The organism is Microbacterium sp. 2MCAF23 (genome assembly GCF_052115565.1).
Classification (GTDB): domain Bacteria; phylum Actinomycetota; class Actinomycetes; order Actinomycetales; family Microbacteriaceae; genus Microbacterium.
In genome coordinates, this window is the sequence record NZ_JBFRGY010000016.1 from 1 (window position 1) to 21,796 (window position 21,796).

At 69.2% G+C, this 21,796-nt stretch carries 19 protein-coding genes; 15 read left to right on the top strand and 4 right to left on the bottom strand.

The annotated features are described in order from the left end of the window. Positions 1–104 (top strand): IS3 family transposase (locus tag AB4078_RS16780; protein ID WP_441975954.1); only part of this gene is annotated, 104 nt, incomplete at its 5' end. A 78-nt stretch (positions 105–182) separates the two neighbouring features. Here the strand turns inward: AB4078_RS16780 and AB4078_RS16785 are convergent. Then, a complete protein-coding gene (locus tag AB4078_RS16785) occupies positions 183–2,039 on the bottom strand; it encodes an AMP-dependent synthetase/ligase (protein WP_441978090.1) in 1,857 nt (618 codons plus the stop codon). A 140-nt stretch (positions 2,040–2,179) separates the two neighbouring features. Here AB4078_RS16785 and AB4078_RS16790 point away from each other — a divergent pair, with 140 nt between their 5' ends. Both AB4078_RS16790 and AB4078_RS16795 read left to right on the top strand, forming a co-directional pair. Next, positions 2,180–2,884: a lysophospholipid acyltransferase family protein gene (locus AB4078_RS16790; RefSeq protein ID WP_440731424.1), complete on the top strand. Its 705-nt coding sequence runs from the start codon at positions 2,180–2,182 to the stop codon at positions 2,882–2,884. A gap of 38 nt (positions 2,885–2,922) precedes the next feature. Next, the gene (locus AB4078_RS16795; protein ID WP_440731425.1) at positions 2,923–4,257 is read left to right on the top strand and encodes a class II 3-deoxy-7-phosphoheptulonate synthase; all 1,335 of its coding nucleotides are present in this window, start codon (positions 2,923–2,925) and stop codon (positions 4,255–4,257) included. 98 nt (positions 4,258–4,355) lie between these two features. Here the strand turns inward: AB4078_RS16795 and pknB are convergent, their stop codons facing one another. Continuing rightward, positions 4,356–6,284, bottom strand: a complete 1,929-nt coding sequence (gene pknB, locus AB4078_RS16800; protein ID WP_441978091.1) for a Stk1 family PASTA domain-containing Ser/Thr kinase — start codon at positions 6,282–6,284, stop codon at positions 4,356–4,358. A 91-nt stretch (positions 6,285–6,375) separates the two neighbouring features. Further along, positions 6,376–7,398 carry a LysM peptidoglycan-binding domain-containing protein gene (locus AB4078_RS16805; protein WP_441978092.1) on the bottom strand — a complete coding sequence of 341 codons (1,023 nt, stop codon included), beginning with the start codon at positions 7,396–7,398 and terminating at the stop codon, positions 6,376–6,378. A 173-nt stretch (positions 7,399–7,571) separates the two neighbouring features. On the opposite strand from AB4078_RS16805, the gene AB4078_RS16810 reads away from it, so the two are divergent. Further along, the gene (locus AB4078_RS16810; RefSeq protein ID WP_441978093.1) at positions 7,572–7,922 is read left to right on the top strand and encodes an Rv2175c family DNA-binding protein; all 351 of its coding nucleotides are present in this window, start codon (positions 7,572–7,574) and stop codon (positions 7,920–7,922) included. Positions 7,923–8,008: 86 nt separating this feature from the next. On the opposite strand, the gene AB4078_RS16815 is transcribed toward AB4078_RS16810, so the two are convergent. Next, entirely contained in the window at positions 8,009–9,094 is a 1,086-nt protein-coding gene (locus AB4078_RS16815) for a polyprenyl synthetase family protein (protein WP_441978094.1), read from the bottom strand. A 136-nt stretch (positions 9,095–9,230) separates the two neighbouring features. Between AB4078_RS16815 and AB4078_RS16820 the strand changes: the two genes are divergently transcribed. The 11 genes from AB4078_RS16820 (at position 9,231) to murC (ending at position 21,634) form a co-directional block, all read left to right on the top strand. Continuing rightward, entirely contained in the window at positions 9,231–9,602 is a 372-nt protein-coding gene (locus tag AB4078_RS16820; RefSeq protein WP_440731430.1) for a DUF3040 domain-containing protein, read from the top strand. A 262-nt stretch (positions 9,603–9,864) separates the two neighbouring features. Continuing rightward, a complete protein-coding gene (mraZ, locus tag AB4078_RS16825) occupies positions 9,865–10,296 on the top strand; it encodes a division/cell wall cluster transcriptional repressor MraZ (RefSeq protein ID WP_440731431.1) in 432 nt (143 codons plus the stop codon). A gap of 108 nt (positions 10,297–10,404) precedes the next feature. Then, complete coding sequence (gene rsmH, locus AB4078_RS16830) at positions 10,405–11,358, top strand: 16S rRNA (cytosine(1402)-N(4))-methyltransferase RsmH (protein WP_441978095.1); 954 nt, start codon at positions 10,405–10,407, stop codon at positions 11,356–11,358. Next, positions 11,355–11,930, top strand: a complete 576-nt coding sequence (locus tag AB4078_RS16835) for a hypothetical protein (RefSeq protein ID WP_441978096.1) — start codon at positions 11,355–11,357, stop codon at positions 11,928–11,930. Before rsmH ends, AB4078_RS16835 begins: the two co-directional genes overlap by 4 nt. A gap of 59 nt (positions 11,931–11,989) precedes the next feature. Next, positions 11,990–13,768: a peptidoglycan D,D-transpeptidase FtsI family protein gene (locus AB4078_RS16840; RefSeq protein ID WP_441978097.1), complete on the top strand. Its 1,779-nt coding sequence runs from the start codon at positions 11,990–11,992 to the stop codon at positions 13,766–13,768. Positions 13,769–13,823: 55 nt separating this feature from the next. Beyond that, on the top strand, positions 13,824–15,236 hold the full coding sequence (locus AB4078_RS16845; RefSeq protein ID WP_441978098.1) for a UDP-N-acetylmuramoyl-tripeptide--D-alanyl-D-alanine ligase: 1,413 nt from the start codon (positions 13,824–13,826) through the stop codon (positions 15,234–15,236). Further along, entirely contained in the window at positions 15,233–16,348 is a 1,116-nt protein-coding gene (gene mraY / locus AB4078_RS16850) for a phospho-N-acetylmuramoyl-pentapeptide-transferase (protein ID WP_440731436.1), read from the top strand. The genes AB4078_RS16845 and mraY overlap by 4 nt, the downstream gene beginning before the upstream one ends. Then, the gene (murD, locus tag AB4078_RS16855) at positions 16,345–17,901 is read left to right on the top strand and encodes a UDP-N-acetylmuramoyl-L-alanine--D-glutamate ligase (RefSeq protein WP_441978099.1); all 1,557 of its coding nucleotides are present in this window, start codon (positions 16,345–16,347) and stop codon (positions 17,899–17,901) included. Before mraY ends, murD begins: the two co-directional genes overlap by 4 nt. Continuing rightward, entirely contained in the window at positions 17,864–19,096 is a 1,233-nt protein-coding gene (locus AB4078_RS16860; RefSeq protein ID WP_440731438.1) for a peptidoglycan glycosyltransferase FtsW, read from the top strand. The genes murD and AB4078_RS16860 overlap by 38 nt, the downstream gene beginning before the upstream one ends. After that, on the top strand, positions 19,093–20,166 hold the full coding sequence (gene murG, locus AB4078_RS16865) for an undecaprenyldiphospho-muramoylpentapeptide beta-N-acetylglucosaminyltransferase (protein WP_441978100.1): 1,074 nt from the start codon (positions 19,093–19,095) through the stop codon (positions 20,164–20,166). Before AB4078_RS16860 ends, murG begins: the two co-directional genes overlap by 4 nt. A 67-nt stretch (positions 20,167–20,233) precedes the next feature. After that, a complete protein-coding gene (gene murC, locus AB4078_RS16870; RefSeq protein ID WP_440731440.1) occupies positions 20,234–21,634 on the top strand; it encodes a UDP-N-acetylmuramate--L-alanine ligase in 1,401 nt (466 codons plus the stop codon). Positions 21,635–21,796 lie beyond the last annotated feature (162 nt).

A 21,796-nucleotide genomic window follows, 5' to 3' on the forward strand; every position in this document is an offset into this window, starting at 1 on the left:
CCGCGATCGACACCTACATCGACTGGTTCAACGCCGAACGGGCCCACTCAACGCTCAAGGGCCTGAGCCCGGTGCAATACCGGACCCAGGCCCTCGCCGCTTAACCCTAAGCTCTCAATCGGCCAGTCCAACTACTGGGGACCAGTTCAGAAGCCCCGGGGCCCTTCCTCATGCGCCTGCCGTCAGCCCAGCGGCACCGTCGTGGTCGCGGTGGTCTCGTTGTAGATCGCGGCGACCTGCGGGGCGAAGTCCTTCATGATGACGTTGCGCTTGATCGAGAGCTTGGGCGTGAGGTGCCCGCTCGCCTCGGTCCACTCCGAGGGCAGGATCGTGAACTTGCGGATCGACTCGGCACGGGACACGCGGGTGTTGGCGACGTCGATCGCGCGCTGCACCTCGGCGCGGACCGCGTCGTTCGCGGCGGCGTCGGCGAGCGACATGTCCGCGGGGAGCCCGTTGTTCGCCAGCCAGGTCGGCAGCATCTCGGGATCGAGCGTGACCAGTGCCGCGATGAACGGCTTCTGGTCGCCGACGACGACCACCTGGCCGACGATCGGGTTGGCGCGGATCGGATCCTCGAGCGCGGCGGGGGAGACGTTCTTGCCGCCCGCGGTGACGATGATCTCCTTCTTGCGGCCGGTGATCGTCAGGAACCCCTCGTCGTCGAAGGAACCGAGGTCGCCGGTGCGGAACCAGCCGTCGTGGAACGCGGCCTCGGTGGCCTCGGGGTTGTTCCAGTACTCCTTGAAGACGTTGACGCCGCGCACCTCGATCTCGCCGTCGTCAGCGAGGCGGATGCCGACTCCGGGCAGCGCGGGACCGACAGTGCCGATCTTCGACTTGTCCGCCAGGTTGACCGTGGCGGGGGCGGTGGTCTCGGTGAGGCCGTAACCTTCCAGGATCACCACGCCGAGGCTGTGGAAGAAGTGGCCCAGGCGTGCGCCGAGCGGCGCGGATCCGGAGATCGCATACTGGATGTTGCCGCCCATCGCCTCGCGCAGCTTCGCGTAGACGAGCTTGTCGAACAGCGCGAACTTGATCTTCATGCCGAGCGGGATCTTCGCCCCTTCCTCGACGAGGCGGGAGTGCTCGATCGCGGTCGCCGCAGCGGCGCGGAAGATCTTGCCCTTGCCGCCGGCCTCTGCCTTCTGCTCGGCGGAGTTGTACACCTTCTCGAACACGCGCGGCACGGCGAGCAGGAAGGTGGGCTTGAAGGACCCGAGCGCCGGGAGCAGCTGCTTGGTGTCGGGCTGATGCCCCGTGCGCACGCCGGCGTGGATGTCGAGGATCGAGATGAACCGGGCGAACACGTGCGCCGTGGTGATGAACAGCACGGTCGATGCGCCCTGGATCGAGACGACGTCATCGAGCGACTTCGCGGCGTTGCGGGACAGCTCCACGAAGTTGCTGTGCGTGAGCACGCAGCCCTTGGGCCGCCCGGTCGAACCCGAGGTGTAGATGAGGGTGGCGATGTCCGCGCCGTTCGCGATGACGCGGCGGCGTTCGATCTCCTCGTCGGGCACCTCGGTCCCCTTGGCGGTGAGCTGGGCGATCGCGCCGAGGTGTATCTGCCACACCTCGCGGACCAGCGGCAGGTCGCCGCGCACCTCGTCGAAGCGGGTGAAGTGCTCGGGCGACTCGACCATGAGCGAGATCGCTGCCGAGTCCTCCATGATCCACTGGATCTGCGACGGGGAGCTGGTCTCGTAGATCGGAACCATGACGGCACCGGCGTAGAACAGCGCGAAGTCCACCAGCGTCCACTCGTACGTCGTGCGGGCGAGGAAGCCCACCTTCTCGCCGGGCTGGATTCCGGCGGCGACGAATCCCTTCGCGAGGGCGATCACGGCGGTGCGGAACTCGGCCGCGGTGATGTCGCGCCATCCGGCGCCGTCCGGCACCGAGAACAGAGCGAGGTTCGGGGTCTTCTGCACCCGCTGCTCGAGGAGGTCGGTGATGTTGTCCTCGGGTGCGGCTTTCACGATCGCGGGGACTTCGAACTGGACCACGGCAACTCCTTCGGGGCCGGACGCGTACATGCTTCCCAGGAGTCTATGCCATGCGGCGCCTGGGGTCTGGGCATCATGCGTGAGATTCAGTCGCACGATCGGTGAAACTGCGTCGCAAGCAAAGAACCCGCCTCTCGTCCTCATCCCGGTAGCGGGATAGACTGCGGGCGATGATCTACTGGTTCATGAAGTACATCGCCATCGGCCCCCTGGTGAAGGCGATCTTCCGTCCGTGGATCGTCGGCAGAGCGCATGTGCCGGTGACGGGTGCCGCGATCATGGCGAGCAACCATCTGTCCTTCTCCGACTCGATCTTCCTGCCGCTGATGCTGGATCGGAAGATGTCCTTCCTCGCCAAGAGCGACTACTTCACAGGCCGCGGGCTCAAGGGCTGGGCGACGCGGATGTTCATGAAGGGCACGGGGCAGCTGCCCATCGACCGCTCGGGAGGCAAGGCCTCCGAGGCCTCACTGAACACCGGGCTGGGGGTGCTCGGGCGCGGCGACCTGCTGGGGATCTATCCCGAGGGCACCCGCAGCCCCGACGGAAAGCTGTACCGCGGCCGTACCGGCATCGCGCGGATGGCGCTGGAGGCGAAGGTCCCGGTGATCCCCGTGGTGATGGTCGACACCGACATCGCGATGCCGACCGGGCAGCGCATCCCAAAGATCATGCGCGTGGGCATCGTCATCGGGGAGCCGCTGGACTTCTCCCGGTACGCGGGCATGGAGAACGACCGCTACATCTTGCGCTCGGTGACGGACGAGATCATGATCGCCCTGCAGCGGCTGGGCGAACAGCACTACGAGGACGTCTACGCCTCGACCGTCAAGGACCGCCTCGCCGCACAGGCGTCATCCGCGCGGGCTTCATAGAGCGATCCGCACCCGTCCCCGCACCCTAGGATGGGGGGATGCCTCAGCCTCTCGACCTCGACTCGTGGCGCGCCCTCCCGATCAAGCAGCAGCCGCAGTGGCCTGACGCCGAGCGCGTCGCCGAGGTCTCCTCGCAGATCGCGGCGCTCCCGCCGCTCGTGTTCGCCGGCGAGGTGGACAACCTCCGCGAGCGCCTCGCCCGCGCGGCGTCCGGGCAGGCGTTCCTGCTGCAGGGCGGCGACTGCGCCGAGACCTTCGCCGGCGCCACCGCCGACCAGATCCGCAACCGCATCAAGACCGTGCTGCAGATGGCGGTCGTGCTGACGTACGGTGCGTCCATGCCCGTGGTGAAGATGGGGCGCATGGCCGGGCAGTTCGCCAAGCCGCGCTCGAGCGACACGGAGACCCGCGGCGACGTGACGCTGCCCGCATACCGCGGCGACATCGTCAACGGGTACGACTTCACCGAAGGCTCCCGCGAGGCGAACCCGGCGCGACTGCTGCAGGGGTACCACACCGCGGCGTCGACGCTGAACCTGATCCGCGCGTTCACCCAGGGCGGCTTCGCGGATCTCCGCGAGGTGCACTCCTGGAACCAGGGTTTCGCGAAGAACCCGGCCAACCAGCGCTACGAGCGCATGGCGGCCGAGATCGACCGCGCGATCAAGTTCATGGAGGCGGCGGGCGCCGACTTCGACGAGCTGAAGCGCGTCGAGTTCTTCACCGGCCACGAGGGCCTGCTGATGGACTACGAGCGGCCGATGACGCGCATCGACTCGCGGACCCTGACGCCGTACAACACCTCCGCGCACTTCCTCTGGATCGGTGAGCGCACCCGCGAGCTGGATGGCGCGCACGTCGACTACTTCTCCAAGGTCCGCAACCCCATCGGGGTGAAGCTCGGTCCCACCACGACGACCGACACGGCGCTGGCCCTCATCGACAAGCTCGACCCGAACCGCGAGCCCGGCCGGCTCACGTTCATCACCCGCATGGGCGCCGGCAAGATCCGTGAGGCGCTGCCGCCGCTGCTGCAGGCCGTGAAGGATTCCGGTGCGCAGCCGCTGTGGGTCACGGATCCGATGCACGGCAACGGCATCACCACGCCGACCGGGTACAAGACCCGTCGCTTCGACGACGTGGTCGACGAGGTCCGCGGGTTCTTCGAGGCGCACCGCGCCGTCGGCACCTTCCCCGGCGGCATCCACGTGGAGCTCACCGGCGATGATGTCACCGAGTGCCTGGGCGGATCCGAGCAGATCGACGAGGCCGCCCTCGCGACCCGGTACGAGTCGCTCTGCGACCCGCGCCTGAACCACATGCAGTCGCTCGAGCTGGCCTTCCTCGTCGCGGAGGAGCTCGAGAAGCGCTGACGCTCGTTCGAAGGCCCGGCCACCGCGCAGCGGTGCCGGGCCTTCGCCGTGCCGGCGGACGGTCCCGCGGACCGCGTGCCTCACGGGTGTCGTCCGGGTCAGCCGGAGACCTTCACCCGGATCGTCGAGTTCTTATCGACGCTGACGCCGGCCTTCGGATCCGTCCCGGTCACCTGGAACAGGCTCCACACGACCTCCGGCACGCTCGTCTGCGGGTTCAGTCCCGCATCGGTGAGCGTCTTCATGGCATCGGCGAGGTTCGCCCCCACCACGTCGGGCACGGTGACGGGCTCCGGTCCCTTCGACACGTTCAGGACGATCGTGTCTCCGGGCCGCCAGTTGCCGCCGCCGTCGCGGTCGCCGATGCCGATCACTCGGCCCTTCGGCACGCTGTCGCTGTACGAGGAGACCGAGCCCGAGTCGACGCCGAGCCCTACGGCCTTGAGCTTGCTGGTGGCATCGTCCACCGTCAGGCCCGACACGTCCGGAACCGGGCCCAGGGACGTCAGGAGGCGGATCTGATCGCCCTCGAAGATGCTGCAGCCCTCGCCGCACTCGTATCCTGCAGCGCCCGAACGAGGCGTGACCTCGGCGTTGATCACCAGGCCGCTGTCGGCGCCGGAGAACAGCGCCACGGAGTCCTGCATCTTCAGGTGGAACGGCGCGAGCGCCTTCTTCGCCTGATCCTCGGTCATCGCGTCGAGCTTCGGGAGGTCGTGCTTGGCGGGCCCGGCGGAGATCAGTACGCTGACGTGGGCCTTCTTGTCCACGCGGGAGCCTGCCGCCGGATCCGTGCGGATCGCCTGCCCCTGCGGCACATCGAGAGAGTTCTCACTGCCCTGGACAGGGGTGAGCCCCTCCTTGGTGATCGCCGCCGCGGCGACCTCCCAGGTCTTGCCTGCGACCTCCGGCACCGAGATCTTCGAGCCGGGACCGGATCCGAACCACCAGCCGGTGCCGCCGGCGAGGACCGCCAGCAGCAGCACGAGCACCAGCAGCAACGCACCGCGCGAGCGCCGGTGTGCGGTGCGGCGACGGAGCAGCGTGGCATTGTCCAGCGGCGCCTCCGCGGCGGGAACCGCAGCCGTCGTGGTGGGGATGCCCGGCAGCACCAGGGTCTGATCCCCGGTGTCGCGCATCGGCACGACCGTGGTCTTCGCCGTCGTCGGGGCGGGGGCGACGCCCAGTTCCCGCTCGATCACGCGCAATCGGTCGAGCATCGCCTGTGCGTCGTCCGGGCGCTCGTCCGGCGTCTTCTCGGTCGCCCACAGCACGAGTTCGTCGAGCTGCTCCGGCACACCGGGATTGCGCACGCTGGGGCGCGGTACCGAGTCGGTCGCGTGCTGGAACGCGATCTGCATGGGCTGTTCGCCCTTGTAGGGCTGCTCGCCGACGAGCATCTCGTACAGCATGATGCCGAGCGCGTAGATGTCGCTGCGGGCGTCCGCTGTGCCGCGCGTGACGAGTTCGGGTGCGAGGTAGGCGATCGTGCCCATCAGCTGCGCGCCGGAGGCGGTGTTCGCCGTTGTCGCGCGGGCCAGGCCGAAATCGCCGATCTTGATGCGGCCGTCCTCTGCGAGCAGCACGTTCTCGGGCTTGACGTCGCGGTGTACGATTCCGGCGCGGTGCGCGGCGGCGAGGCCCGAGAGCACCGCGTCCATGATCGTGATGGTCTGCGGGACGGTGAGCCGGCGCTGCTCCCGCATGAGTTCGCGCAGCGTGATCCCGGGCAGGTACTCCATCACCAGGTAGGCGAGTTCGCCGTCCTGGCCCTGGTCGAAGACGTTGACGACGTGCGGGTCGGCGAGGCGCGCGGCCGCGCGCGCCTCCTGGATGAAGCGGCTCTGGAACACGGAGTCGTCGCTGAGGTGACCGTGCATGACCTTGAGCGCGATGCGCCGTTCGAGCCGCAGGTCGGTGGCGACGTACACGGTGGCCATGCCGCCACGCGCGATCCGTGCGCGGACCCGGTAGCGACCGTCGACGAGCCGCCCGATGAGGGGGTCGGCTTGTTGGCTGGTCGTCACGACAAGAGTCTATGGAGAACTCGCTGAGAGCCCGGGGAACGGCTCGCGTGCGCGTGCTTTTCCATTCGTCGGGAGCGGATCCCGCGGTGACTCAGCCGAGTGCGGCGAGCCAGCCGTCCGCCTGGGGCTCCCACAGCCCATAGCGGGCGGGGAACGCGGAGATCTGCACGTCCTGTGCGGCTTCGCTGAAGCCGAGGCCCTCCCAGCCCGGGATGTCCAGCAGCCCGTTCGTGTGCGGGGTGCCCAGGTAGAAGGCCCTGATCGCGTAGTCCGCATCGGCGATCTGCTCCGGCGTGCCCCAGCCCGTGCTCGGGCGCTGCTGGAACAAGCCGATCGAGTCGCGATCCCCGGACGGCGTGTTCACCAGGCCGGACTCGACCATCGCCGTGGCCAGGGCGATGGCGATGCCGCGGTCGCTCACGCCCAGCTCACGACCGACGCGGATGATGTGCTGCGCGTTGGCCGTCTGCACGTCGTCGAGCACGACCTGCGGGGCGGTGTAGGTGTCCGCTGCGGGCTGGGGTGCGGGATCGACCGCAGCGGGAGCCGGCGCGGGGGCGGAGAAGCGCAGCGTCTGACCCGGGTAGATGATCGAGTCGGGGGAGAGGCCGTTCGCCGCGTAGAGCTCGGCGAGCGTGATCCCGTGCTCGTGCGCGATCGACCACAGCGTGTCGCCGGCGACCACGTCGTAACCGGGGCCGGTGGTGTCCGCCGCGGGAGCGGGCGTCGCCGACTCGGCCACGGCAGGGGCAGGCGCCGGCGCCGTTCCGCCGAGGGAGAGCACTTGGCCGGGGTAGATGATCGAATCGGATCCGAGCCCGTTGGCCGCGTACAGGGCGGCGACAGTGGTTCCGTGGGCCTGAGCGATGTCCCACAGGGTGTCCCCGTCCTGCACGGTGTAGGAGGTGACAGGCACGAGTTCGGCCGGCGCAGTCCTCGCGGCGAGGGCAGCCGCGACCGCGCCGGTCGGCAGCGCGGTCAGGGGAGGCAGAGGGATGCGGGCGGGTGTGTGAGCCTGGGCCGGCGTCGCCACGAGTGCGGTCGCCACGGTGGTCAGCAGCACCGTCGGCACAGTGAGGCCGAGAGCGCGGCGCGGACTGGATGTGGTCGTCATGGATCCCCCGATTCTGACGTCTGGTGCCGGTGCGCCACGTCGCGCATCGGCCCTACGACGGTGTCACGGATGCATATCCAAGTCAACTGAAGTGATGAATGTTAAAGGTGAGATCAAACGGTGAATCGAAGCCCGTGACCTCCGTCCGGCCGCGGGGATGAGAACATTGCTGAGTGTCTGAAACGGAAACGGCGGCCTCCACGGCCGAATGGCTGACCCTCCCCGAACTCGTCGAGATCCTCGGTGAGCCGCTCGGGCGTGTGCACCGGCTCTTCGACGAGCAGCATCTCGTCGGATCGCGGCGCAACGGACCGCTCGCGGTTCCGGCCGTGTTCCTGAAGGATGACCAGCCGATCGGATCGCTGCGCGGCACGATCATCGTGCTCAGGGACGCCGGGTTCAGCGACGACGAGGTGATCGACTGGCTGCTCGCCGAGGAGGAGTCGATCGGTCGCGCCCCGATCGCCGCTCTGCGCGACGGCCACAAGAGCGAGGTGCGCCGGGTCGCACGCGGTCTGGCCTGATCCCACGGGCTCGCGTTCGGCCGCCCGCGTACTGATCTCGGTCGACGCGGTGGTCGGCGGGATCGTCGGGCAGCACCCCGCCGGAATCAGGCCGTGCGCTGGGTGGCGTCGCGGGCGAGTCCGCGCAGCAGCTCGAGCGCTCCGGCATCCAGTGGCGCTTCCTGCAGCGCCGCTTCGCCCGCCTCGGCGTACTCCACGATGAGCTGCTCCATGCGAGCGAGCGCTCCGGATTCCATGATGATGGCCTGCAGGCTCGCGATCTGATCCGCGGTGAGCTGCGGGTCTCCCAGCAGCTCGTCGACGAGACGCCGCCCTTCCGGCGCCAGAGCCTGGCGGGTCCATGCGATGAGCAGGGTGCGCTTGCCCTCGCGCAGGTCGTCGCCGGCCGGTTTGCCGGTGACCTGCTCGTCGCCGAAGACGCCGAGCACGTCGTCGCGCAGCTGGAACGCCATACCGAGCGGATGCCCGAACGCGCGCAGCGCGGCCTGCTGCGCCCGATCGGCACCAGCGATCACCGCCCCGATCAGCAGCGGCTGCTCCACGCTGTATCGCGCCGCCTTCAGCGAGACGACGCGCAGGGCGCGTTCGGAATGGCCGTCGTCGGCGTTCACGCTCCATGCCGACTCCTCGGCGATGTCCAGGAACTGCCCGATCGTGACGTCGCGGCGCATCCGGGCGTATTCCGTGCGGACGGCGTCGGCGTGCGGATTCGCCGAGATCCCCGCTTCCAGCAGGTCGTCGCTCCACGCCACGAGCAGATCGCCGAGCAGCACGGCGGCGGCGCGGCCGAATTCCACGGCGCTGCCGCTCCACCCCTGTCCGACGTGCGCGGCCTCCAGCGCTCGATGTGCGGACGGCCGGCCCCGGCGGGTGTCGGAGTTGTCGATCAGGTCGTCGTGCACGAGCGCGGCCGACTGGAACACCTCGAGTGCCGCGCAGGCGTCCCAGAGCGCGGTCGGCGCAGCGTCGATCCCGTTGAGGCCGGCGACCGAGGCCCATCCGGCATGGCAGAATCGCGCACGCAGGCGCTTGCCCCCGCGCAGCGTCGCCTCGGCGGATGAGACGAAGGCTGCGGCATCGGGGCCGTACGTCGCGGTCTCCTCGCGCACCCGGGCGACGAAGGCGTCGAGACGAGCGGAGACCTGGTCGATCACAGCGGTTGAGGATGCCACTGGATCAGCCTACTCAGCGCCACCGTACGGAACCGGACCGCTTTCTGCAGGGTGATGCCCAACTCCCAGGCGAATCCCTACCCTGGGGCATCCCGGCACGCGTAGACTGGGTGGAAGACCACCCGAGGGGGATGAAATGCCACTCTCCGAACAGGAGCAGCGCCTGCTCGATGAGATGGAGCGCCATCTCATGCAGAACGACGCCGACGTCGTTTCCGCGCATGCAGGAGACCGCGCGCTCAGCTATCGCAATCTCATCTACGGAGCCGTGCTGCTGCTCGCCGGCGTCGGCGGCCTGATCGTGGGCGTCGTGGTGGGCAACATCGGCGGGATCATCATCGGCGTGGTGGCGTTCGCCGCCATGCTCGGCGGACTGATGCTCGCCCTGACGCCGGTCCACCACAGCGTCGGAGACGACGGGGCGCCCGGCACCAAGAGCAAAGAACCGTCCCCGTCGTTCATGGATCGCATGAACGATCGGTGGGACCGTCGGCACGAGGAGCGCTGACCTCGTCACCATGACCTTGTGAGGGTCCGGACGCCTCGGCGTCCGGACCCTCTGTCGTCCCCCGGCTGTCCATTCGCCCGGAGTCCTCCTCTGTCCTCCACCATCCCCTCCACTTCACTCCACAGGCCCTCGTTCCGCATGATCTCGCGGATCGGGGGCCTTCTTCGTGCTCTGCCCCTTGCTTTCCGAGACAGGAATAGGTATCGGAATGGAGGGAAGTGGAGTAAAGTGGAGGAAACGGCGGCGAAAGGGGGATAGGCGCATGTTGCTCGGCACGCATTCCCCCAAGCTCGACGACAAGGGCCGCGTCATCCTCCCCGCCAAATTCCGCGAGGATCTGGCCGGCGGCATCGTCGTCACCCGCGGACAGGACCGCTGCCTGTACGTGTTCAGCACCGCCGAGTTCGAGAGCGTGCACGAGCGCATCCGTCAGGCGCCGCTCGCGAACAAGGAGGCACGCGCCTTCCTGCGCATGTTCCTCTCGGGAGCGAGCGCCGAGATGCCGGACAGCCAGAACCGCATCACCATCCCCGCCCACCTGCGCACCTACGCAGGCCTCGGCAAGGAGCTGGTGGTCACCGGCGTCGGCGCGCACGCCGAGATCTGGGACGCGGCCGCGTGGAACGCGTACGCCGAGGGGCACGAGGACGCCTTCGCCGAACTCGAGGAGGAGGTGATCCCCGGCCTGTTCTGAGCCGACCCCTGACTGTGACTCCCAGCCGCTCCCGCCCCGGCGCACCTTCCCCGGTGCCGGGTCGAGCGGATGGGGATCAGGGTCAGGGACCGGAAGGCCGAAGGAACCATGGACATCCGTCGCATACACACCCCGGTGATGCTCGAGCGCTGCGTCGAGCTGCTTGCTCCTGCGCTGCAGCACGACGGGGCGGTCCTCGTCGACGCCACGCTCGGCATGGGCGGGCACTCCGAGGCGTTCCTCGAGCGCCTGCCCAACATCCGGCTGGTCGGCCTCGACCGCGACACCGACGCGCTGCGCATCGCAGGGGAGCGGCTGGCCCGCTTCGGTGATCGCGTGACTCTCGTGCACACCGTCTACGACGCGATCGGCACTCACGCCCAGGGTGCGTCGGGGATCCTGTTCGACCTCGGTGTCTCCTCGCTGCAGCTGGATGAGGCCGAGCGCGGCTTCGCCTATGCCAAGGACGCGCCGCTGGACATGCGGATGGATCAGTCGAGCGGCGTCACCGCCGCCGAGGTGCTCGCCACCTACAGCGAGGGCCAGCTGCGCCGGATCTTCGAGCGCTACGGCGAGGAGAAGCTCGCCGGACGCTACGCCCGGGCGATCGTGCAGGCACGCCAGACTGCGCCGCTGGAGCGCTCGGGACGCCTGGTCGAGGTGCTGCAGGACGCGACCCCTGCTGCGGTGGCGCGCGCAGGGCACCCGGCGAAGCGCGTGTTCCAGGCGCTGCGCATCGAGGTGAACCGCGAACTGAACGTGCTCGCGGACGCGATCCCCGCCGCCATGGACGCCCTCGTCCTGGGCGGGCGCATCGTCGTGATGTCGTATCAGTCCCTGGAGGACCGGCTTGTCAAGCACGCGTTCGCCGCCGCCTCCGCCTCGACGGCTCCCGCCGGACTGCCGGTGGAGCTGCCGGAGCACGCACCGCGGTTCAAGACCTTGACCAAGGGTGCGGAACTCGCCGACGAGGAGGAGCGCGCCGCCAACCCCCGTGCCATCCCGGTGCGCCTGCGCGCTGCAGAACGTGTGAGAGACGATCAGAGGAGGGCCGCGCGATGAGCCTGGCCGAGAACGCCCTGCTGCAGCCCGAGTTCGACGAGCCGCAGCGCTCGCGGCACCTCCAAGCGATCGAACGCCCCTCCCGACGCCGACGTCCACGTCTGGCGTACGCCATCGTCGCCCTCGTCGGAGCGGCCCTCATCGCCGGCGCGCAGATCGCCCTGACCATCGCGACCACGCAGGATTCGTTCGCGGTCGCGAAGCTGACCCAGCAGAACAAGCAGCTCACCTGGCAGGCGCAGGCCGCCGCGCAGGACCTCGACGGGATCAGCTCGCCGCAGTCCCTCGCCGCGGAGGCGAGCAAGCTCGGGCTCGTGGTCGGCGGCAGCGCAAGCTATCTGCGGCTGAGCGACGGCGGAGTCATCGGCGCCGCCGGGGCTGCGCCGTGGGCCTCCACGGTCAACCCCACCGGCTCGAACGCGGTGCCGAACGCCCTGGTCCACGACACGCCGCCCGCCACCGCGACCAAGCCCGGGGGTGCAGGCGTAGAACCGAAGGCACAGGAGACCGCTCCCGTGCAGGCGGAGGCTCCGCCGACGGCCGAAGGCCTGCCGAGCCCGACCATCCGCTGACCGAGCCGCCGGCTCTCAGCCCAGACGATGACAGACCGCGAGCCCCGGACGGAGATCCGATGACACCCCGAGCCAGCCGGACCCCGCGCCGGCGGACCGTCCTCGCCCTCGCTGTGATCCTCGCGGTCATGTGCGGCTTCCTGGTGCGCCTCGTCGACATCCAGGTGGTCAGCGCGTCCGCCACGGTCAAGCAGTCGGTGAAATGGAGCCTCGGCAGTACGCGAGAGATCGACGGGGCCCGGGGGAAGATCGTCGACTCCAACGGCACCGTGCTCGCTGAGAGTCAGCTCGTCTACGACCTTCAAATGGATCCCTACACGATGACGCAGCTTCAGGAAGCGAAGACCAAGCCCAAGCTGCCCTGGGCCAAGGCTTCCGACAAGATCGCTGCCATCATCGGCGAGAGCGGTGACGCGATCCGCAAAGAAGTAGCGGATGCACTGAAGGCGAACCCGGAATCGCAGTACGTGATGCTGAAGCGGGGACTCAGCACGGACCAGTTCCTCAAGCTTCGTGCCCTCGACCTGGCCTATCTCTGGCCGATGCCGCGGTCCGTGCGGGTGTATCCGAACGGCGCCGTCGCGGGCAACCTGATCGGCTTCATCGCAGGCAATGGCGACAAGGAGGGTCTCGAGGAGGCCCAGAACCAGTGCCTGAGCGCGACGAAGGGCCAGGAGACCTACCTGCAGGGCAAGGACGGCGTCGTCATCCCCGGTAGCCAGAGCGAAACGCCGGCGGTCGACGGCGGGACCGTGCAGCTCACGATCAACACCGAGCTGCAGTGGTATCTGCAGCAGATGATCTCCGAGGAGGTCAAGGCGCAGGCGGCGAAGGCCGGCACCGTGACGGTCGTCGAGGTCGGCACGGGCAAGATCCGCGCCGCCGCCGAGTTCCCGACCGTCGACCCCAACGACCCCGGCGCCGCGAACCCCGAAGACCGCGGATCGCGGATCTTCTCGACGAGCTTCGAGCCCGGATCCACATTCAAGGCCATCACGGCGGCTTCTGTCATGGAGTACGCGAACGCGAACGCCTCGACCAGGATCACGGGCGCCTCCAGCCACGAGGAGTTCCCGAACGGCGCGGTGATCAACGACGCGTTCGAGCACCCGGCCTACGACTACACGCTCGCGGGTGCCCTCATCGACTCCTCGAACGTGGCGCTGTCGAAGTTCGGCGACATGGTCACCGACCAGCAGCGCTACGACGAGCTGGTCAAGTTCGGAGTGGGCAGCAAGACTGCGATCGACTTCCCCGGCGAGACTTCCGGAGTCATCCACCCGGTCAAGGACTGGGACTACCAGTCGCACTACACGACCACGTTCGGCCAGTACTACACCGTCACCGCTCCGCAGGTCGCGAGCGCATACCAGGCCATCGCGAACGGCGGGGTGAAGGTCCCGCTGTCCCTGGTGGAATCCTGCACCGACGCGTCGGGCAAGGTCACCGAAGCGCCCGCCCCGAAGCCGCAGCGCGTCTTCGATGCGGCCAAGGACGCCGAGCTCAGCCGCATGATCGAGAACGTGGCCGAGCAGGGCAGCGTCTCGGACCTGATCAAGGTCCCCGGCTACCGCATCGCCGCCAAGACCGGAACCGCCCAGAAGCCCGATCCGGAGACCGGCGCTTACAAGGAGGGGATCTACTTCACCAGCATGGTGGGATACGCCCCTGCCGACCACCCGGAGTACGTCGTCGTGGTCACCCTCGACGAGCCCACTAGGGTAACCTCGTCTGCGGCCACCGCGCCCGCCTTCCAGAAGGCGATGACGCAGGTGCTGAAGACCTATCGCGTGCAGCCCTCCACCACACCCATGGAACCGCTGCTGCCCAAGTACTAATGATGGCCGCCGTCGCTTCGGAGCGATGGCGTCGCCCTCGGAGGATCCCATCCCCATGATCGCTCTGTCTCTCGCGGAGATCGCCGAGATCGTCGGCGGCGACTTGCGCCCCGCCGCAGGTCACGATCCCGCATCGATCGTCTCCGGCGTCGTCGACACCGACTCTCGTCAGATGTCGCCCGGCGGCATCTTCGTCGCCAAGCCCGGTGAGCAGACCGACGGCCACCGGTTCGTGGGCGCCGCGATCGAGAACGGCGCCGTGCTGGCGCTCGTCGAGCACGCCGTCGACGAGGCGATCTCGCAGATCGTCGTGCCCGATGTCGTCGACGCCATCGCGGAGCTGGCCCGTGCGGTCGTCGCCAAGGTGCGGGCGGCAGGCGACCTGCGCATCGTCGGCGTCACCGGATCCAACGGCAAGACCACCACGAAGAACTTCCTCGCGCGGATCCTGCAGGACGAGGGCGAGACCATCGCGCCGATCGCCTCCTACAACAACGAAGTCGGCGCGCCGCTCACCATGCTGCGGATCACCCCCACCACCCGCTTCCTGGTGTGCGAGTTCGGCGCCAGCGCGCCGGGCGAGATCGCGCGCCTGGCCGGGCTCGTGACTCCCGACGTCGTGATCGAGCTCATGGTCGGACTCGCGCACGCGGGCGGTTTCGGCGGCATCGAGGAGACGGCACGGGCCAAGGCCGAACTGGTCGAGGCTGCGGCCCACGGTGGCACCGCCGTGCTGAACCTCGACGACCCGCGCGTAGCGGGCATGGCGCCGCTCGCCGAGGAGCGCGGCCTGCGGATCGTCGGCTTCGGCCAGACCCCCGCGGCAGACGTGCGCGCGGCCGAGATCGACGTCACCGCATCCGGGACGTCCTGCATCGTGCACGTGGACGGGCAGGCGCTGCCGCTGCGTCTGCAGGTGCTCGGCGCGCACCACGTGAACAACGCGATCGCGGCGATCGCTGCGACCGGCGCACTCGGCGTCGCGCCTGCCGACGCCATCGCGCGCCTGGAGACCGTGCAGCTCGCCGAGCGGTGGCGCATGCAGCCCATGGGCGGCGCCGACGTGCGCATCATCAACGACGCGTACAACGCGAGCCCCGACTCCATGGCGGCCGCGCTGCGCACCCTCGCGCAGATCACCGGTCCGGACGAGCGCACCGTCGCCGTGCTGGGCGCGATGAGCGAGCTCGGCGAGACGGCCGGCGACGAGCACGACCGGATCGGGCTGCTCGCCGTGCGCCTGAACATCCAGCGCATCGTCGTGGTCGGCGCGGAGGCGCGCCGGCTCTACCTCGCGGCCGTGGGCGAGGGCTCGTGGGACGGTGAGGCCGTACATCTCGCCGACGCCGACGCCGCCTTCGAGTACCTCCGGGGTGAGCTGCGCCCCGGCGATCGCGTGCTCGTGAAGTCGTCCAACTCCGCCGGACTCCGGTTCCTCGGCGATCGTCTGGGAGAATCGTTCTCGTGAGATCCCTGCTTACCTCCGCCGCGATCTCCCTCGCGTTCACGCTCCTGCTGACGCCGGTGTTCCTCCGGCTGTTCCGGAAGTGGGGCTGGGGACAGGTCATCCGCACGCCGGAGTCGATCAGCAACCCCAGCCACCAGGCCAAGCGGGGCACGCCGACCATGGGCGGCGTCATCTTCATCCTCGGCACCGTCGTCGGCTACGGCGTCGGCACCTTCACCGGCGGGAGCTATCCGACGGCCTCCGGGCTGCTCGTGATCTGGCTCATGCTGGGCTTCGGCGCGGTCGGCTTCATCGACGACTACATGAAGCTGCGCCGGCGCAACAGCCTCGGACTCTCGGGCTGGCGCAAGATCGTCGGGCAGGTGCTGGTCATGGTGCCGTTCGGCATCGTCGCGCTCACGGTGCGCAGCCCCTCCGGCAACACCCCCGCGAGCGGTTTCGTCTCGCTCTTCCGCGACATCCCCGTGCTGTGGTTGTTCGCGCTGGGCCCCATCGTCGGCTGGTTGCTGTACTTGCTCTGGATCTCGCTGATCGGCATCGCGACCTCCAACAGCGTCAACCTCACCGACGGCCTGGACGGCCTGGCGGCCGGCTGCGCCGTGTTCGTGATCGGCGCTTACAGCCTGATCTCGTTCTGGCAGTTCAAGCAGTCCTGTGCCGCTGAGTCGCTGTCGCCGTCGTCACTGGCAGGCTGCTACGACGTCGCACATCCGTTCGACCTCGCCGTGATCTCGGCATCGTTCGTCGGCGCGCTGATCGGTTTCCTGTGGTGGAACGCGCCCAAGGCGAAGGTCTTCATGGGCGATGTCGGATCCATGTCCATCGGCGGCGTGATCGCGGCGCTCGCGATCCTCACCCGCACCGAGCTGCTTCTCCTGCTCCTGGCGGGCGTCTTCATCATCGCCTCCGGTTCGGTGATCGTGCAGCTGGCCTACTTCAAGCTCACCCGCGGCAAGCGCCTGTTCTTGCAGAGCCCGTTCCACCATCACCTCGAGATGCGCGGCTGGCCCGAGGCCACGATCGTGGTGCGGATGTGGATCATCGCCGGTCTGCTCTCCGTGTCGGCGTTCGGCCTGTTCTACGTCGAGTGGCTGCGGCTGACCAGCTCATGACCCGTGATCTCGATGTCCTGACCAGCTGGCACGCCGACTGGCGGGGCCTGCGGGTCGCCGTGCTCGGCCTGTCCGTGACCGGGTTCTCGGTCGCCGACACCCTGACCGAGCTCGGCGCGGAGGTCCTGGTGCTTTCCGAGAGCGCCACCGAGGAGTACGAGCGCCTGGTGCCGCTGATCGGCGCCCAGCTGTGGATCGGCGATCTCGGATCCGTTCCGGAACAGCTCGTCGAGTTCGCGCCGGAGGTCGTCATCGCCTCGCCGGGCTTCGCGCCCGCACATCCCGTGATCGCGTGGATCCGCACGCAGCCGATCGCTCTGTGGGGCGACATCGAGCTCGCCTGGCGCGTGCGGGACAAGGTCCTCCGCGACGACGGCACACCCGCGGAGTGGGTGCTGATCACAGGGACCAACGGCAAGACCACCACGACCCAGCTCACTGCGACGATGCTCGTCGCCGGCGGTCTGCGCGCCGCCCCGTGCGGCAACATCGGCGTGCCCGTCCTCGACGCGGTGCGCGACCCCGGCGGCTTCGACGTGCTCGTGGTCGAACTGTCCAGCCACCAGCTCTGGTACCTCGGGCGCTCCGACCCCGCAGGGCAGCCGGTGCCGTGGGCGGCCACGTGCCTCAACCTCGCGGACGACCACCTCGTGTGGCACGGCAGCGCCGAGGCGTACCGCGATGCCAAGGCGGTCGTGTACCGCAACACGCGCGTCGCCTGCGTGTACAACAAGGCCGACGCGGCCACGCAGCGCATGGTCGAGGACGCCGACGTCATCGACGGCGCCCGCGCGATCGGATTCGGGCTGGGGATCCCGGGGCCCAGCGACCTGGGCGTTGTCGAGGGCATCCTCGCCGATCGCGCGTTCCTCGACGACCGCCATCACAGCGCCCTCGAGCTCACGACCGTGGCGGATCTCGCCGCGCACGGATTGAACGCCCCGCACATCGTGCAGAACATCCTCGCCGCGGCGGCGCTCAGCCGGTCGCTCGGGGTCGAGCCCACCGCGATCAGAACGGCGCTGGACGGATTCCGCCTCGATGCGCATCGCATCGAGGTCGTCGCGCGTTCCGCGGGGATCACCTGGGTGGATGATTCCAAGGCTACGAACCCGCACGCCGCCCAGTCGTCGCTGCGGGCGTTCCCCGGGGCGATCTGGGTCGTGGGCGGGGATCTGAAGGGCGTCGACCTGTCGGAGCTGGTGGCCGGCGCGGGCGCGACCGCTCGGGCGGCCCTCGTGATCGGCGTCGACCGGACGCACCTGCTCGAGGTGTTCGCGCGACACGCGCCCGCGGTGCAGGTGCTGGAGGTCGTCCCCGGCGACACTGAAGAGGTCATGACCCGCGTCGTCGAATTGGCTGCGGGCATCGCCCGGGAGGGGGACACCGTGCTCCTCGCTCCGGCGGCGGCGTCCTTCGACCAGTTCGCGAGCTATGCGGATCGCGGCCACCGCTTCGCCGAGGCGGTGCGGCAGTGGATCGATCAGGGACGGTCGAGCGAGCAGGGGAGCGCCGATGACGCAGGTGGCACCACGCCCGACGCCGGCTCCTGAGCCTCGCGTCGACGGACTCGCCGCGCGCGTCCGTCTGGGGCGGGTCTTCCGCCCCGTGTCCACCGAGTTCGCGCTGATCGCCTCGACGTCGCTGCTGCTGACGGTGTTCGGCCTGGTGATGATCCTCTCGGCCTCGAGCGCGAACGCGGTCGAGGGCGGCCAGGATCCCTTCGCGATCGTCATGACGCAGGCTCTCGTCGCCGCCATCGGCGTCCCGCTCATGTTCCTGATGAGCCGGTTCCCCATCACGTTCTGGAAGCGCACGGCCTGGCTCATCCTGATCGGTGCTGTAGGGCTGCAGATGCTCGTCTACACGCCGCTCGGGTATGCGAACGACGGCAACACGAACTGGCTGAGGATCGCGGGCCAGGTGGTGCAGCCCTCCGAGTTCATCAAGCTCGCCCTCGCCGTGTGGGCCGGCTTCATCCTGTGGCGCAAGCAGGACCTGCTCGGACGCTGGAAGCATGTGTTCATCCCGCTGATCCCGGTCGGCTTCCTCGCCATCGCCGCCGTGCTCGGCGGCAAGGACCTCGGCACCTCGATGATCCTCTTCCTGATCATCCTCGGAGCACTGTTCTTCTCAGGGGTGCGGCTGCGGCTCTTCATCCTGCCGCTGCTGATCTCCCTGGCCGCGGTGCTCGGATTCGCCTTGGCCGACGAGCGGCGGCGCGCCCTGATCCTCGGCGTCTTCGATGCTTCGAACGACACGAGCTGCTATCTGAGCACCTGCTATCAGCAGGTGCATGCGATCTGGGGCATGGCGAACGGCGGCATCTTCGGCCTGGGGCTCGGCAACTCGCGCGAGAAGTACGGATGGCTCCCTGCCGCCTCGAACGACTACATCTTCGCGATCGTGGGCGAGGAGCTGGGCCTGATCGGCTGCGGGCTCGTGCTCGCCCTGTTCGTCCTGTTCGCCGTCGCCGTGTTCCGCATGGTGCGCAAGACCGACGACCTGTTCGTCCGCGTCACCTCCGGCGGCATCGTGGTGTGGATCCTCTCGCAGGCACTCATCAACGTCGGCGTCGTGCTGCGCATCTTCCCCGTGCTGGGCGTTCCGCTGCCGTTCATGTCGCAGGGCGGCACCTCGCTGCTGTCCGTGCTGCTCGCCTGCGGCGTGCTCCTCTCCTTCGCCCGCACGCTGCCGGCGCCCGCGCAGAGGCCGGCCGCAGGCCGGTCCGGTACGCTCCTGAAGTGACCACGTATCTTCTGGCCGGCGGCGGGACCGCGGGCCACGTCAATCCGCTGCTCGCCGTCGCCGACGGCCTGCACGCTCGTGATCCCGAGTCGTCCGTGCTGGTGCTCGGCACCCGTGAGGGCCTGGAATCGCGGCTGGTGCCGCAGCGCGGTTACGACCTGCTCACGATCGACAAGGTGCCGTTCCCGCGCCGCCCGAACGGCGCAGCGCTGGCCTTCCCGGTGCGGTTCTCGCGCGCCGTGAAACAGGTGCGCTCCTATATCCGCGAGCACGGGGTGGACGCGGTGATCGGCTTCGGCGGATACGCCTCGGCACCCGCGTACGTCGCGGCGCGGCGCGAGCGCGTCCCCTTCGTCGTGCACGAGGCCAACGCCCGCCCCGGCATGGCGAACGTGCTGGGCGCCCGCACCGCGGCGGCCGTCGGCGTCGCCTTCCCCGGCACGCCCCTGCGCCGCGGCGAGTTCGTCGGCATGCCACTGCGCCGGGAGATCGTCGACCTGAACCGCTCCGCCCTCCGCACCGAGGCCGCGGCGGAGTTCGGGCTGGATCCCGATCGCCCTGTGCTGCTCGTGTTCGGCGGCTCGCTCGGCGCACAGCGCCTGAACGAGGCGATCGCAGGATCCTGGCAGGACGTCCTCGACACGGGGTGGCAGATCCTGCACGCGACCGGCGATCGTTCCGAGATGTCGGATCCGGGTGCTCCCGGGTACACCATGCGCCGCTACCTGGACCGGATGGATCTCGCGTTCGCCCTGGCGGATCTGGTCCTCTCCCGCTCCGGCTCGGCGACCGTGAGCGAGATCAGCGCCCTCGGCATCCCCGCGATCTACGTGCCCTACGCCGTCGGCAACGGCGAACAGCGGCTGAACGCCGCAGCCGCGATCGATGCGGGCGCCGCCGTGCTGATCGAGGACGGGCAGCTCACTCCCGAGCGCGTGCGGAGGGAGGTGGTCCCGCTGCTTCGGGACACGGATCGCCGTGCGGAGATGAGGCGGGCGGCCGAGAGCGTGGGATCGCGCACCGGGACCGAGGACCTCATCGCCCTCGCCGACCGCGCGCTGGCGCGCTGAGCCCCTCCAGCCCTGACCCGGCGAGCCGGGCGCCGCCCCGCTCGCCCCGACTTAGGATTATTCAGTCATGATCAGACCCGACCTCTCCCTGCCGATTCCGGACGACATCACCGCCGCGCACTTCATCGGCATCGGCGGCTCCGGCATGTCCGGACTCGCCCGGATGTTCCTCGATGCGGGCATCCGCGTCTCCGGCAGCGATCGCGCGGACAGCGCCAACCTGCGGGCGCTCGCCGACCTCGGTGCCGAGGTGCACGTGGGTCATGACGCGGCGAACCTGGGCGACGCCGACACCGTCGTGCACACCGGCGCGATCTGGCCGGAGAACCCGGAGTTCGTTCTCGCCAAGGAGCGGGGACTGCATGTGATCCACCGGTCGCAGGCGCTGCACTGGCTGATCCGCGGGCGCCGCCTCGTCTCCGTGGCGGGCGCGCACGGCAAGACCAGCTCGACGGGCATGATCGTCACCGCGCTGCGCGAGCTCGGCGCCGATCCGAACTTCGTCAACGGCGGCGTGATCGAGCAGCTGGGCACCTCCAGCTCCTCCGGCGCCGACGATCTGTTCGTGATCGAGGCCGACGAGTCCGACGGCACGTTCCTGCTCTACGACACCTCGGTCGCCCTGATCACGAACGTCGACCCGGATCACCTGGACCACTACGGATCCGACGAGGCCTTCCACGAGGCGTTCGTGACCTTCGCGAACGCGGCGGGCGAGGCCGTCGTGATCTCGAGCGATGACGCCGGCGCCCTCCGCGTGCGAGCGGGGATCACGCATCCGAATGTCATCTCGTTCGGGCTCGCGGAGGACGCGGACCTGCGGGTCACCGACATCGTGACCGACGGTCCGGTCGCCGCGACCCTGACCTTGCGCGGCGCCTCCGCCCGCATGCAGCTCGCGGTGCCCGGCGTGCACAACGCGATCAACGCCGCGGGTGCCGTCGCCGTGCTCACGACGCTGGGGTACGAGCTGGCCGACGCCGCTCGCGCCGTCGAGGGCTTCGCGGGGACCGTGCGCCGGCTCGAGCTGCACGGCGTCGCCCGGGGCGTGAGCGTCTACGACGACTACTCGCACCACCCGACCGAGGTGCGCGCTGCACTGGATGCCATGCGCACGATCGTCGGCGACGGCCGCATCATCGCGATCCAGCAGCCGCACACCTATTCGCGTACTCAGCACATGTACCGTGAGTTCGCCGAAGTGCTCGAGACCGGTGCCGACCACACCGTCATGCTCGACGTGTACGGAGCCCGGGAGGATCCGGTTCCGGGAGTCACCGGTGAATTGGTCAGCGGCGCCTTCGCGGACCCGGATCACGTGCACTACGTCGCGGACTGGCAGCAGGCCGCCGACTACACGGCGTCCGTCGCGCGCGAGGGCGACTACGTGATCACGCTCGGCTGCGGCAACGTGTATCAGATCATCCCGCAGGTGCTGGACGCGCTGCGCGCCACCGCCGAGGGCTGACCGTGCGCCGGCCGTCCGCGATCCCCGCTTCGGCGCCTCCGGTCGAGCCGGAGCGTCCCGTTTCGGCAGAGCCGTCAGACGGCCCGTCGGCGCGTGCGTGGGGGCGGCAGACGGAAGTCGGGATCGCCGCGGCGGAGCCTGAGGCGACGTCGACGACGTCGG

Excerpts from the sequence above, each read along its gene's own strand:
- mraZ (WP_440731431.1), top strand. The coding sequence starts at position 9,865 with ATGTTGCTCGGCACGCATTCCCCCAAGCTCGACGACAAGGGCCGCGTC.
- AB4078_RS16820 (WP_440731430.1), top strand. The coding sequence starts at position 9,231 with ATGCCACTCTCCGAACAGGAGCAGCGCCTGCTCGATGAGATGGAGCGC.
- rsmH (WP_441978095.1), top strand. The coding sequence starts at position 10,405 with ATGGACATCCGTCGCATACACACCCCGGTGATGCTCGAGCGCTGCGTC.
- AB4078_RS16860 (WP_440731438.1), top strand. The coding sequence starts at position 17,864 with ATGACGCAGGTGGCACCACGCCCGACGCCGGCTCCTGAGCCTCGCGTC.
- AB4078_RS16785 (WP_441978090.1), bottom strand. The coding sequence starts at position 2,039 with ATGTACGCGTCCGGCCCCGAAGGAGTTGCCGTGGTCCAGTTCGAAGTC.
- AB4078_RS16805 (WP_441978092.1), bottom strand. The coding sequence starts at position 7,398 with ATGACGACCACATCCAGTCCGCGCCGCGCTCTCGGCCTCACTGTGCCG.
- AB4078_RS16845 (WP_441978098.1), top strand. The coding sequence starts at position 13,824 with ATGATCGCTCTGTCTCTCGCGGAGATCGCCGAGATCGTCGGCGGCGAC.
- AB4078_RS16840 (WP_441978097.1), top strand. The coding sequence starts at position 11,990 with ATGACACCCCGAGCCAGCCGGACCCCGCGCCGGCGGACCGTCCTCGCC.
- AB4078_RS16835 (WP_441978096.1), top strand. The coding sequence starts at position 11,355 with ATGAGCCTGGCCGAGAACGCCCTGCTGCAGCCCGAGTTCGACGAGCCG.
- AB4078_RS16795 (WP_440731425.1), top strand. The coding sequence starts at position 2,923 with ATGCCTCAGCCTCTCGACCTCGACTCGTGGCGCGCCCTCCCGATCAAG.
- AB4078_RS16790 (WP_440731424.1), top strand. The coding sequence starts at position 2,180 with ATGATCTACTGGTTCATGAAGTACATCGCCATCGGCCCCCTGGTGAAG.
- murD (WP_441978099.1), top strand. The coding sequence starts at position 16,345 with ATGACCCGTGATCTCGATGTCCTGACCAGCTGGCACGCCGACTGGCGG.
- murC (WP_440731440.1), top strand. The coding sequence starts at position 20,234 with ATGATCAGACCCGACCTCTCCCTGCCGATTCCGGACGACATCACCGCC.